Here is an 11,777-nt window from a genome sequence, read left to right as displayed (position 1 = left end):
CCCGAAGTCCTATTTTACGGGGCTTCGGGGAGGATTTTTATGCTCTTTGGTGTTTTACCGGACAGCAATAATTGAAAATACATACTAATAAAAACGACAATAGAGACAAATGGCAACAATCTTATGCGCTATGGCATAGTAGTTATTGTTGACCTTTGTCTCTATTGTCGTTTTTGTATTATCTTCAACGGCATCATCAACAGTTTAAGATGTTGCTAATTGTTTTTATTTTCTGATTACCAGACTGTTGTTGTCCAACCCAACATGATAGGCAAAAGAAATGACAGTACCGTCGAACACCGCCGACACATCAATGCCACGACGCACAAGCTCGTCAATAAGAGCCCGGTCATGGGCTGCACGCATGGAGTTGAAACCACGATTTCCTACCTGATTATTAAATGATTCAACAAGTGAAGTGAGTGTTGTTGCTGCAAAACGCGCAGCAAAATCGTTGTAAAATGAATTGTTCATAAAGACTTATTTTTGAAATTAAACTTATTTCCACATCGTATATTGACCACCGTGGCTGTCGTGCTCGGTTGGTGCAGATTAATACTGCTCTTGATGTTTCGTGGGCAAAGGTATAAAGAAAAAATGTGATTGACAAAAAAAACGGGAGGGAAAATGGCTTTATAATTGCTTGAAAAAGTTTACGAGCAAGGAAGCCACGGTAAAGGCAATTCCTACCCCAACCACACCTGTCCACCCGTAATGCTGCCAAGACAGACCGGAAACGAATGTACCGGCAGAACCACCCAAAAAGTAAATGGTCATATAAACGGTATTGATACGATTGATGGCAGATACGTCAAGGGCGACTACGCTGGTCTGATTCGACAAATGGATGCATTGCATACCGGCATCAATCAGCAAGATAGCAATTATTATCCACAAATAGCTGTCATTCCCCCAAAATGCCAGTATCCATGCAGCCAATACTACGCATCCTCCGACAATAGAGAAGAACCTCGCACCGTACTTTTGAACGTAGCCGCTGATGAAAACCACCGTGGATGCACCTGCCAGTCCACACAAGCCGAGTGCTCCGATAATGTCGTCGCTGGCAAAAAAAGGTTCCTGTTTCATCCGAAAAGCAAGGCAACTCCACAAAGCGAAGAACGAGCCATAAGCCAATGCCGCCCTCAGCGATGCGATACGCAAGTACGGGTATTTGGAGAGTAGGCGCAACAAAGATTTCATCAACCCTGCATAACTTTCTTGCGAACAGGTAGACAACGCGGGTAGCATCTTGTGAATCATCAGGAAGCATCCGAGCATAAACAAGCAAGCTACAAAATAGACGGAACGCCAGCCCCACACGTCAGCCAGAAAGCCACTGAATACCCGTGAACCAAGAATGCCTATGAGCAGGCAAGATTGTATAATCCCTACGTTGCGCACCTTGTGCGCAGGGGGTGAATAGTAAGATACTAACGGAATGAAAAATTGCGGCATAACCGAAGATGCGCCGGCAAGCAATGATGCGCCCCACACCCAATAGATGTTCGGTGCAAGGGCTATGGCAAGCAAGGCGCACGAAGATATGATATAATTGGTCAATATCAGCTTCTTTCGTGAGACCAAATCACCAAGCGGGATGACAAACACAAGTCCGGTCACATAGCCTATCTGTGTCAATGTCGCTACCATGCTAGCAGAAAAGTCGTTTACCGCGAAATCTTTTGCCATGCTACCCAACAAAGGTTGGTTGTAGTAGCAGTTGGCAACGGAAAGTCCGGTAGCAACTGCCATCAGAGCCAGCAGAGCTACCGGAATGCCTTGGTTCTCTCTTAATTCATACTTCATTTGTCGTCTCCTTTCAGTATGACACGACTTTCAATCCTATCAAGGATGCAATGAGCACGAAGAGGAAGAAAAGCCTGATGGGAGTGGCAGATTCCTTGAAAACGAATATCCCAATCAAAACCGTACCAACCGCTCCGATTCCCGTCCAAATGGCGTACGCAGTTCCCAAAGGCAAAGTCTGTACCGCTTTGGCAAGCAAAGTCATGCTCAGTACGGTAGAGGCAAGGAAACCGCTTCCCCACAAATAAAATCCAACTCCTGATGCCGCTCTCGCTTTCCCTAAACAAAATGTGAGGCTCACCTCAAACAATCCTGCCAATAATAAGATTATCCAATTCATACCTATGTTTTATTAAATTCGGGCACAAAAATAAACAAACAATCCCTAATAGCTTTTTGCATTTGGCAAAAACATACTTTTCATTTGACAAAAACCATCTGTTTATTCTCGTTTCCGTATGCTATTTTATAATTTTGCACACTAACAACAGCAATGAACTATGGATATAAAGGAAATCATCAACCAAAGATATGCCATGCCGGACGCATCTTTGGACAGGTTGCAACAATGCCTGACGGAAGTCTCATATCCCAAAGGATTCAGAGTATTGGAATGCGGCAAGGTGGAGAAAGACATCTTTTTCATTAAACAAGGCATTGTCCGTGCCTTTACTTCGGTGGATGGGAAAGAAATTACTTTTTGGGTCGGCAAAGAGGGAGCGACCCTTGTTTCTATGAAAGGCTATGTAAATGACGAGCCGGGATATGAAACAATGGAATTGATGGAAGATTCCGTCTTATATGTATTGAAAAGGAAAAAAATGAAAGAGCTGTTTTCGGAAGACTTGCACATCGCCAATTGGGGACGGCGTTATGCGGAGATGGAGTTGCTTGCCACTGAGGAACGGCTGATTTCTATGTTGTCTGCTATCGCTTCGGAACGGTATAAGGAGCTATTGGAGAAAGAACCAGATTTGTTACAGCGATTGCCGCTGGGAAGTATTGCCACCTATTTAGGCGTAACACAGGCAAGTCTGAGCCGGATTAGGGCAAAAATCAGGTTCATACAGAATATGGAGTGATAGAAGTGTGAATTGCAGTTTATCGGTGAGAAGATAGGACAAGAGGACTTGTTGATGTTTGAAGACAAGAGAACATAAGGACAAGAGGTTTAAGATATAATAGGACAAGGGGGCAAGTGGTACGCCCAGAAGGGTAGGGTGTATTATTTATGGCTCATCCGACATTTCGAGTAATGCGACAGTCAGTGGTCTATAATTTCTTCATCACTTGCCGCCATGCCGAGCGCAGTCCAGGCGATAGAGGTTCGCAGCTTATCATTTCAAGCGTTTGGCGCAGTTCATTAAGCAGTTCGGGCCAATAGTGCATTTGCACGTAGGCAAGCTTAATGCATTGCGCCCTTACGGCATAAGGCGACTTAGTGTCGGCGAGTCGCGTCAGGCAGAAGTCTATAAAATCGGTACGGATATCTTCTTCGGTATAAGGCTGACGAAGAAGCAGATTGAGCATTAGACGAAGCTTTGTAGCATCCTTCTCATTCAAGCAACGGTTAATAAGCTGGTCGTGCTTGGCATATAGCCACTCCATGTCTACTGCAGCAAAATGCGTGAATACCCACAGCGCATTGGTTGCTACACGGCGGTCGGAGTCCAATGTCAACTGGTATAGCTGCTCCTTAAGACTGTTGTTACGCTCGCCTTGGGTCAAGGCGCATAGCTCATGGATGTCGGATTGGGAAAGGCGGTTGATGAGTGAGAATTTCATTGCTTTTAATTTATAACACCTGTTTCTATCTCGTTTTCTAAATACGAGAACACATATACTGCCCCTTCATAATACAAACCACAATCTGGGTTGCACAATCGCTTATAGGTTTCTGAAGAATACAATTCATCAAGTGCCTTCTTCATATTCCATCCATACTTTTGCATCAACATTTCAACCAACTCGGTAGAGAGGCATTCAATCTTAAATTGGATATCTTCGCTCATAATTAGATTCTCTTTAAGTAACGTATTGCTTTTTCTGTTCCAAAGAAATATTGAATAGCCGGTTTATGGAAACGCAGTTCTTCAATCATTCTATCTTGTCAACCACAACGTTGCTTCCATGATATAATTTCAGCATCCCAATCGTCCTCCATTCTTTTGGCATAACAACATTATATCCTCTACAGCATCCTCTATAGAAAGAGTATGCTCTGCTGCATAGCAATCAATAAGAAAATCAATTCCTTTAAATCTGCGTAAATAGGCATATGACTGTGATAATGTCAAACTAAAACGATTTGCAAATGCTCCTACACAGCAATTTACATATTCTATTATATTATGTGTCAAGTCCATAAACTTCTAAAGCTTTAGTTATTATCCAAATAAGTATCTCACCGCAAATCTACAACAATTAATCCACACGGCAAAATGTTTTCATAAAATGTTAGAAGCTACATTCGTTTGAAAATATAAAATGGCATGATTCTGTATATTAGAGCAAGTATGTGCCATCGTTTGGTGACATAGACCTTAGACTTCTTTTTGCTAATAGCAGCAATGATTTGACTAGCCACTTTCTCTACCGGCATCACCCAGAACAAGCCCTCACCCTTTGCCATAGCTGTATCAACAAGACCTGGTCTGACATCTGTTACGGTTATGCAACCACCATTTCTGAAAGCCTTTTTGCGTATTGCTTCCATATAATTAATTTGGTAAGCTTTTGTTGCGCTATAGGCTGGTGCAGCCGATTCGCCTCGCAATCCACCAGCAGAAGTTATAGCTACAAGATGACCATAACCTTGTTGTTCAAAAATGCAATACAATCTATCAATAACATATGTCCAACCTACAACATTAGTATCAATGGCAAGACGCTCAATCGCATAGTCAAGCGTGGCATTAATGTCACCAACACCTGCACACATAATAGCAAGGTCAAAGTGACCGAACTCTTTTAGAAGAGTATTTATCGCTTGTTCTATCTCATTTAAGTTTGTGACATCTGCTTTTGAAACAATGGTTTTGGACTGATACTGCTGACTTAATTCATTAAGCAGGTTTGTTCGCCTACCTACAATGCCAATACGATTATCTGCATTAGCATACTTCACAAAAAGAGCTTTACCAATACCCGAGGTAGCTCCGATTATAACGATATTCATACTGTAATTTTTTGTGCAAAGTTAATGCTTGCCCATTAAAAACAGCACGTATTCTAAGACTATAAAACATTATATGGGCAAACTCTCAAAATGTTTTGAGAGTTTGCTACCCGAAAGTAATTTCCCTACGTATATTGCTTATAGTTGTTGGTGTAACTTTCAGATAAGAGGCTATATCCTTCAAGTTGATGCTTTGAACTAATTCCGGGCAACGAATTAGCAAACGCTTATATCGTTCTCTGGTTGTCATACGATAGGTATCAAGATATTGTGCATAAACTTGAGCAAAAAGACAATCGGATATAGCCTGTTTGAGTCCTTTGGTATTTACAGAATCTAATAACGTCCCCAGTTCTTTCCCTAATATTTGGAATATCTTACACGGAGTCCCAGCCACAATAGTTAACTCAGACTTTCTGCCTGTAAGACAATTCGGATAGTCAGCCACAAACTCTCCTTCGAAGGCAAAACCAGTACAGTAGTCTTTACCTTCCTCTCCGTTATTCACCATATACTTGAAGCATCCACGCTCCACATAAGCCACATATTTTGACGGTTTGCCTGCATCCTCAAATATCTCACCACGCTTCAATAAGCGCACTTCTCCATGTTCCATGCAGTAATGACGCAGAGACTCTAAATCAAGTCCATCCTTATACAAATTGAACATCTTCACTTATGATTTCTTTGGGCAATATGATATAATTTCAGCATCCCTATCGTCCTCAATTCTTTTGACTAATAAAACAAAAACGACAATAGAAACAATGGTTGGCAATTCTCTTGTGATGAGTTGTCAGTCATTGTCTCTATTGTCGTTATGTCGTTTTGAGTTTTGAATTTTGAGTTGTGCGCTTCGCGCATTTTGAATTTACCAATTACGAATTCCTAATTCAACATTGAACAATTCAAAATCGGCGTAGCCGACAACTCAACATTCAAAACTCAAAATTCAACATTGCCATAGGCAACATTCTACATCGCAGATGTAGCAGCTACCAGCCATCCGTATACGCAGCTGCATACACCGAAGAGGAGTACGCCTGCTGTGCAGAGGGCAAGAGCTGTGCGTGTAGCGCCATCGCTCTGGAATGTAGCGATTGGAGTATCTGTCTTGTTGATGTACATGCACTTTACAATCTTCAGATAGTAGTAGAGTGACGGTACGGTGTTAACCAATGCCAGGAACACTACTGCATAGGCGATATTCGAGCCCTGCTCGGCAGCTGCCATGAACACGAAGAACTTACAGAACATACCAGCGAACGGAGGAATACCTGCCAATGAGAAGAGAGCGAGAGTGAGGAGGAACGAGAGCTTAGGGTTGGTGGTGTAGAAACCATCGAACACCGACATCTCTGTGTTGCCCTTGCCACGTGTCTCAACAACGTTGATGACGGTGAACACTGCCATGTTGGCTGCAACGTAGATGAGCACGTAGTACATCAAGGCTGTCAAGCCCATTGTCTCGTTGCCTACGGCTGCAAGCATGATGTAGCCTGCCTGTGAAATAGAGCTGAATGCCATGAATCGCTTGAGCTCTGTCTGACGAAGTGCGAAGAGGTTGGCGATGGTGATGGTGAGCACGATGACGATGTACATCAAGGTCTCGTAGTATTCAACCATCGGACCGAACACCTTCAGCAAGATTGTCATCAAGGCAAAGGCTGCAGCACCCTTAGATACAACGCTCAGATAACCTGTCACTGGTGTAGGAGCACCCTGATAGGTATCAGCTGTCCAGAAGTGGAACGGTACGAGCGAAATCTTGAAGCCGAGTCCGCTGAAGAAGAACACAAGACCCATGATTGTCAAAGGTGTTGCGCTAATCTTGGCAGCCATATCATCGAAGTAGAGTGTGCCACAAGCACCGTAGAGGAACGAGATGCCATAGAGCATTACACCGCTTGAGAATGTAGCGGTGAGGATGAACTTGGCAGCACCCTCAGCCGAAACCTTCTTGTACTTGTCGAAAGCCACGAGGCAAGCCATAGGCACTGAAGCCATTTCCAGACCAAGGAAGAACATGAGGAAATGTCCTGATGAAATCATCATGTACATACCGAGCAATGTAGAGATAACGAGCTCATAGAACTCACCCTCCTTGCGCAGCACATCCTCACGCTCAATCCACGACTGAGCCATAACAACAACAATGTACGCTCCGACTGTAAGGATGACCTTCATCACCTGAGCAGCTGCTGTGGCTGTATAGAGTCCTGCAAATGCCTCTGCAGGCTGGGCATTGAAGCATAATACCACCTGAGCTACCAACAAAGCACATGTCAGCATGCTCAATGTAGCGTGTTTCTTCTCGCCCTTCAAGAAGAGGTCGGCGAGGAATACTATCACGAGGATTGCCATGAGGCCAGCCTCGGGTATCATATAAAAAAACTGACTATAATCCATTTTTTACTGCTGAACTTGTTATTAAAGTGTTGGAATTACGCTAAGGATAGGAGCTACTGCATTGTCGATGACATGGCTTGCCCATAATGGAGCCGAACCGAGACCTGCAACACAGAAGATGAGGCAGCATACTGCGAAGCGCTCGTCCCATGTAGCGTCAGTGAGTTCCTCGAAGTGCGGATTCTTCACCTTCTCGAAGAGGATGAAGCCTACAGTACGGAGGATGTACACAGCTGTCACAACGATAGATGTGATGGCGATGATGGTGCAGCAACGGTGGAATGTATCGGCATTCTCAAACGAACCGTTGAAGATTGTCATCTCAGCGATGAAGCCTGAGAAGCCCGGAAGACCGAGGTTGGCAAGACCAGCAATCACATAACCTACTGAGAGGAACGGCATAATCTTCATCAAACCTCCAAGCTCACGGATGTCACGTGTGTGTGTACGACCATAAATCATACCGATGAGGGCGAAGAAGAGGGCTGTCATCAAACCGTGAGAGAGCATCTGGAGAATAGCACCTGTGCAAGATACACGAGTCATCATCAACAGAGCGAAGAGCACCAGACCACAGTGTGACACTGAAGAGTAAGCATTGATGAACTTCAAGTCGGTCTGAACACAAGCAGAGAATGCACCGTATACTACTGAGATAGTGGTGAGGATAAGGAATATCCAAGCCAAATCATGAGCAGCCTGTGGCAGGAGGAACATGGCGATACGGAAGCAACCGTAACCACCAAGCTTCATGAGCACACCAGCGTGAAGCATTGACACAGATGTAGGGGCACAACCGTGACCGATTGGTGACCATGTGTGGAACGGGAACAGAGCACCAAGTACACCGAAACCGATGAACACAAACGGGAACAACACGTTCTGAACGGCTGCAGGGATGTGGTTGTTGTGGGCAATCTCAAGGATGCTCATTGTAGAGGCACCGTTGAAGAAGTAGATACCTACCAAGCCGAGGATGATGAGGGCAGAACCACCCATAAGCATCAATGTCAGCTTCATAGCTGCATACTCCTTGCGACCTGAACCCCAGAAACCAATCAAGAGGTACATAGGGATGAGGGCAACCTCGTAGAACATGAACATGGTGAAGAGGTCGATCGAGATGAAGAAACCGTAAACACCTGTTGAGAGCAATGTGAACCACATGAAGAACTCCTTGGTAAGCGGCTTAAGCTTCCATGAAGCGAAGGTACCTGTGAACACGATGATGCTCGAAAGCAGAAGCATCACAACGGAGATGCCGTCAACACCCACCTCATAGTTGATGTGGAGCGAAGGGAACCATTCCGTAGTGGCGCGGAGAATCATCTCCTCGGTGTTGCCTGCTGCGCGCTCGCCGATGAAGTGGAGTGTGAGCCATACGCTCAGTGCCAAGAGGCAGGATGAACCGGCAACCATCACACCACGCACCTGATTGACGTTGCGGGCGATCCAAAGACCGAGCAACATCAGGACAGGGATTACTACGAATAAACTTAATATATTCATAATTTAATTATAAGCAAAGTAATAATAATGTTAAAGCTACCGTACCGGTAAGGAACCAAACGGCATACTGGCGAACGTCGCCGCTCTGCCAAGGACGTATGGTCTCGCCAGCCTCGTTGGCACCCCAAGCAGAGAAGTCGATAAGACCGTTGATGATCTTCTCGTCAATCCACTGTGCCGTGCGGCTTACGTAGCGGAACAGAATCTTGTGTGTGACGTACTGATAAACCTCATCCATGTAGAAGCGCTTGTAAGCCCAACGATGCAGACGCGGGAATGTAGCGTACATCTTGTCGGCGATAGGCTGCTTCTCACCTTTATATATATAGGTGGCGAGGGCGATAGAGAGGATTGCAATCACGGTTGATGTGGCTGCAACCTGCGGGTCGAAGTGAACTGTGTAGGCTGTGCCTGCTGCGCTCACGATTGAGCCGAAGCTTGCCCAGCTCCAGTCGCAGAAACCTCCAAGTGTGGTGATAACGCCAACACCGACAGTGACAATGCTCAAGAAGATGAGCGGGAATGTCATTGTAGCAGGAGCCTCGTGCGGAGTGTGATGAGCGTGGAGTTCCTTGTTCTCTGTACCCCAGAAGATGCCGTAGTAGAGACGGAACATATAGAATGCTGTCATGGCGGCAACACCTGTCATCCACCAGCCGCATACTGGAGAATACTCGAAGCAAGCGGTGATGATCTCGTCCTTAGAGCTGAAGCCCGAGAAGAACGGAATACCAGCGATGGCGAGACAAGAGATAAGGAATGTAGCGTGAGTGATAGGCATATACTTGCGCAATCCACCCATTGCCGACATCTCGTTAGAGTGAACAGCGTGGATGATGCAACCTGCTCCGAGGAACAGACAAGCCTTGAACATAGCGTGTGTGAACAAGTGGAACATTGATGCCATGTAACCAAGCTGAGCGTGGTTGTCAAGAACGGCACCGTGATGACCAGGCAGACATACGCCGAGGGCTACCATCATAAATGCAATCTGTGAGATTGTAGAGAAGGCAAGCACACGCTTGATGTCGCTCTGTGCACAAGCTACAGCAGCAGCATAGAAAGCGGTGAAAGCACCAACAATCACTACTACCTCAAGAGCCTGAGGAGCGTACTCAATCCATACCGGGAAGAGACGTGCAATCTGGAACACACCAGCAACCACCATGGTGGCAGCGTGGATAAGTGCAGATACTGGAGTAGGACCCTCCATAGCATCTGGCAACCAGATGTGCAACGGGAACATAGCCGACTTACCGGCACCACCGATGAACATCAGCACAAGAGCTGTAGGCAGAATCATACCGCCAGCAGCAAGAGCGCGTGCGTTGTCAGCAACGGTAAAGGCTGTAGCGCATGAACCGTAAGCAATCTCAGTACCGGTGAACGAGAAGTTGTAGCTTCCAGTGTAGTAACCGAAGATGAGAATACCGATAAGGAAGAACATATCGGCAAAACGGGTCACGATAAACGCCTTCTTCGAAGCATGTACGGCAGCCTTCAGAGTGTAGTAGAAGCCAATGAGGAGGTAAGAGCTAACGCCCACAAGCTCCCAGAACATATACATCTGGAAGATGTTGGTGGCGAGCACCAGTCCGAGCATTGACATGGTGAAGAGTGAGAGGAAAGCGTAGTAGCGCTGGAATCCCTTCTCACCGTGCATGTAGCCGAATGAGTAGATGTGAACCATGAGGCTGACCGTAGAGATGACGATGAGCATCATCACTGAGATTGGGTCGAGCAGGATGCCGAGGTCGAAGTGCAGATGGCCCAGCGGCAACCATGTTACGTTGTACGGAACGAAGGTTGCGAAGGTGCCGTCGGCAAGACGGTCGGCTGAGAAATACTTGAACGCTGTGAAGTAGCTCAACACTGTAACCAGTCCGAGGGAACTGGTACCGATGAGTCCGGCTACCTTGTGCGACCAGGCATACTTCTTATTCACGAATTCTGGCAGACCGATAACCAGGAAGCTGATCAGCGGCAACAGAAGAATCCATATTGAATATGTAAAATCCATAATCTAAAATTAATATTTCATGTTTTCAATACTGTTCACCTGATCGCTGTGGAAATTGCGGTAAACGTTGATAATAATCGCGATAGCTACGGCACTCTCGGCAGCGCTCACGCCGATAGAGAAGAGGGTCATGAAGAATCCCTCAAACTCGCCCGGGAAGAGCAGGCGGTTGAATGCCGCAAAGTTCAAGTCGACAGCGTTGAGCACGAGCTCTATAGAGACGAGCATTGCTATCAGGTTGCGGCGGGTGATGAAACCGAACACGCCGATGAAGAACAGAAGTGCGCTAAGCACGAAATAACATTCTACTGGTATCATAATTACTTGTCCTCCTTTTCTTTACGTGCTACAACAATTGCACCTATGATACATGCCAGCAGGAATACTGAAATGAACTCGAAGGGCAATACATACTGATACTTCTCCGAACCTAGGAGAGCCTCACCGATAGTCTGCATCGGAACCTCCTCGCCCTCAACAGCGAGAGTCAGGAAGCCGTTCTTGAGCTGGATGCCAGCTACGGTAAGCAAACCTACGATGCAGAGCAATGCACCTGAGAGAGCGCGGCTACCCTTAACGTGCTCAACAAGTCCCTGAAGAGTGCGCTTGCTCACGAGCTGTACGGCGAAGATGTACATCATCACCATACCACCGGCGTAAACGCTGATCTGGGCAGCACCAAGATAGGTGTAGTCGAGCAGGAAGTAGAGACCTGCCACTCCAAGGAGCACGAAAAGCAGGAATGTGATAGAACGCATGATGCGCTTTGTCATCACGCACATGACAGCCGAGCCAAGGATGACCACTGCCAAGATGCAAAACATTACTAAACTTGCCATTGTTTTCTTACTC

Annotated in this window: 14 protein-coding genes and 1 riboswitch; of the genes, 1 reads left to right on the top strand and 13 read right to left on the bottom strand. The window is 45.9% G+C overall.

Going from position 1 to position 11,777, the window contains the following annotated elements; all coding sequences use genetic code 11:
• Positions 1–225: 225 nt before the first annotated feature.
• The 3 genes from I6E38_RS02640 to I6E38_RS02630 all read right to left on the bottom strand — a co-directional run bounded on the left by I6E38_RS02640 (position 226) and on the right by I6E38_RS02630 (position 2,149).
• Positions 226–474: a hypothetical protein gene (locus I6E38_RS02640; protein WP_235392535.1), complete on the bottom strand. Its 249-nt coding sequence runs from the start codon at positions 472–474 to the stop codon at positions 226–228.
• Positions 473–576, bottom strand: a riboswitch (SAM-I-IV-variant riboswitch). Its footprint overlaps the gene before it by 2 nt.
• A 57-nt stretch (positions 577–633) precedes the next feature.
• The gene (locus I6E38_RS02635) at positions 634–1,809 is read right to left on the bottom strand and encodes an MFS transporter (protein ID WP_235392534.1); all 1,176 of its coding nucleotides are present in this window, start codon (positions 1,807–1,809) and stop codon (positions 634–636) included.
• A 13-nt stretch (positions 1,810–1,822) separates the two neighbouring features.
• Positions 1,823–2,149, bottom strand: coding sequence for a DMT family transporter (locus I6E38_RS02630; protein ID WP_235392533.1), 327 nt, complete (start codon positions 2,147–2,149; stop codon positions 1,823–1,825).
• 160 nt (positions 2,150–2,309) lie between these two features.
• On the opposite strand from I6E38_RS02630, the gene I6E38_RS02625 reads away from it, so the two are divergent.
• Positions 2,310–2,891 carry a Crp/Fnr family transcriptional regulator gene (locus I6E38_RS02625; RefSeq protein ID WP_235392532.1) on the top strand — a complete coding sequence of 194 codons (582 nt, stop codon included), beginning with the start codon at positions 2,310–2,312 and terminating at the stop codon, positions 2,889–2,891.
• 190 nt (positions 2,892–3,081) lie between these two features.
• On the opposite strand, the gene I6E38_RS02620 is transcribed toward I6E38_RS02625, so the two are convergent.
• The 10 genes from I6E38_RS02620 to I6E38_RS02575 all read right to left on the bottom strand — a co-directional run bounded on the left by I6E38_RS02620 (position 3,082) and on the right by I6E38_RS02575 (position 11,764).
• Positions 3,082–3,594, bottom strand: coding sequence for a hypothetical protein (locus I6E38_RS02620; protein ID WP_235392531.1), 513 nt, complete (start codon positions 3,592–3,594; stop codon positions 3,082–3,084).
• 5 nt (positions 3,595–3,599) lie between these two features.
• Positions 3,600–3,821 (bottom strand): hypothetical protein, encoded by a 222-nt coding sequence (locus I6E38_RS02615; RefSeq protein ID WP_235392530.1) that lies wholly within the window; start codon positions 3,819–3,821, stop codon positions 3,600–3,602.
• 129 nt (positions 3,822–3,950) lie between these two features.
• Positions 3,951–4,175, bottom strand: a complete 225-nt coding sequence (locus I6E38_RS02610; protein ID WP_235392529.1) for a DUF3791 domain-containing protein — start codon at positions 4,173–4,175, stop codon at positions 3,951–3,953.
• A 98-nt stretch (positions 4,176–4,273) separates the two neighbouring features.
• Positions 4,274–4,987, bottom strand: a complete 714-nt coding sequence (locus I6E38_RS02605) for an SDR family NAD(P)-dependent oxidoreductase (RefSeq protein WP_235392528.1) — start codon at positions 4,985–4,987, stop codon at positions 4,274–4,276.
• 106 nt (positions 4,988–5,093) lie between these two features.
• Positions 5,094–5,663, bottom strand: a complete 570-nt coding sequence (locus I6E38_RS02600) for a Crp/Fnr family transcriptional regulator (protein WP_235392527.1) — start codon at positions 5,661–5,663, stop codon at positions 5,094–5,096.
• 299 nt (positions 5,664–5,962) lie between these two features.
• Complete coding sequence (locus I6E38_RS02595; RefSeq protein WP_235392526.1) at positions 5,963–7,396, bottom strand: NADH-quinone oxidoreductase subunit N; 1,434 nt, start codon at positions 7,394–7,396, stop codon at positions 5,963–5,965.
• Positions 7,397–7,417: 21 nt separating this feature from the next.
• Positions 7,418–8,905 (bottom strand): complex I subunit 4 family protein, encoded by a 1,488-nt coding sequence (locus I6E38_RS02590; RefSeq protein ID WP_235392525.1) that lies wholly within the window; start codon positions 8,903–8,905, stop codon positions 7,418–7,420.
• 7 nt (positions 8,906–8,912) lie between these two features.
• Complete coding sequence (gene nuoL / locus I6E38_RS02585) at positions 8,913–10,925, bottom strand: NADH-quinone oxidoreductase subunit L (protein ID WP_235392524.1); 2,013 nt, start codon at positions 10,923–10,925, stop codon at positions 8,913–8,915.
• A 9-nt stretch (positions 10,926–10,934) separates the two neighbouring features.
• Positions 10,935–11,243 (bottom strand): NADH-quinone oxidoreductase subunit NuoK, encoded by a 309-nt coding sequence (gene nuoK, locus I6E38_RS02580; RefSeq protein WP_106811901.1) that lies wholly within the window; start codon positions 11,241–11,243, stop codon positions 10,935–10,937.
• Positions 11,244–11,245: 2 nt separating this feature from the next.
• Positions 11,246–11,764, bottom strand: a complete 519-nt coding sequence (locus I6E38_RS02575; RefSeq protein ID WP_235392523.1) for an NADH-quinone oxidoreductase subunit J family protein — start codon at positions 11,762–11,764, stop codon at positions 11,246–11,248.
• Between the last annotated feature and the right edge of the window lie 13 nt (positions 11,765–11,777).

It is taken from the genome of Leyella stercorea, assembly GCF_021531355.1.
GTDB lineage: Bacteria > Bacteroidota > Bacteroidia > Bacteroidales > Bacteroidaceae > Prevotella.
This window is presented reverse-complemented; position numbering and strand designations above follow the sequence as displayed.

What these genes read in the sequence shown, in the direction of transcription:
- I6E38_RS02640 (WP_235392535.1), bottom strand. Translation starts at nt 474, where the DNA reads ATGAACAATTCATTTTACAACGATTTTGCTGCGCGTTTTGCAGCAACA.
- I6E38_RS02635 (WP_235392534.1), bottom strand. Translation starts at nt 1,809, where the DNA reads ATGAAGTATGAATTAAGAGAGAACCAAGGCATTCCGGTAGCTCTGCTG.
- I6E38_RS02630 (WP_235392533.1), bottom strand. Translation starts at nt 2,149, where the DNA reads ATGAATTGGATAATCTTATTATTGGCAGGATTGTTTGAGGTGAGCCTC.
- I6E38_RS02625 (WP_235392532.1), top strand. Translation starts at nt 2,310, where the DNA reads ATGGATATAAAGGAAATCATCAACCAAAGATATGCCATGCCGGACGCA.
- I6E38_RS02620 (WP_235392531.1), bottom strand. Translation starts at nt 3,594, where the DNA reads ATGAAATTCTCACTCATCAACCGCCTTTCCCAATCCGACATCCATGAG.
- I6E38_RS02615 (WP_235392530.1), bottom strand. Translation starts at nt 3,821, where the DNA reads ATGAGCGAAGATATCCAATTTAAGATTGAATGCCTCTCTACCGAGTTG.
- I6E38_RS02610 (WP_235392529.1), bottom strand. Translation starts at nt 4,175, where the DNA reads ATGGACTTGACACATAATATAATAGAATATGTAAATTGCTGTGTAGGA.
- I6E38_RS02605 (WP_235392528.1), bottom strand. Translation starts at nt 4,987, where the DNA reads ATGAATATCGTTATAATCGGAGCTACCTCGGGTATTGGTAAAGCTCTT.
- I6E38_RS02595 (WP_235392526.1), bottom strand. Translation starts at nt 7,396, where the DNA reads ATGGATTATAGTCAGTTTTTTTATATGATACCCGAGGCTGGCCTCATG.
- I6E38_RS02590 (WP_235392525.1), bottom strand. Translation starts at nt 8,905, where the DNA reads ATGAATATATTAAGTTTATTCGTAGTAATCCCTGTCCTGATGTTGCTC.
- nuoL (WP_235392524.1), bottom strand. Translation starts at nt 10,925, where the DNA reads ATGGATTTTACATATTCAATATGGATTCTTCTGTTGCCGCTGATCAGC.
- nuoK (WP_106811901.1), bottom strand. Translation starts at nt 11,243, where the DNA reads ATGATACCAGTAGAATGTTATTTCGTGCTTAGCGCACTTCTGTTCTTC.
- I6E38_RS02575 (WP_235392523.1), bottom strand. Translation starts at nt 11,764, where the DNA reads ATGGCAAGTTTAGTAATGTTTTGCATCTTGGCAGTGGTCATCCTTGGC.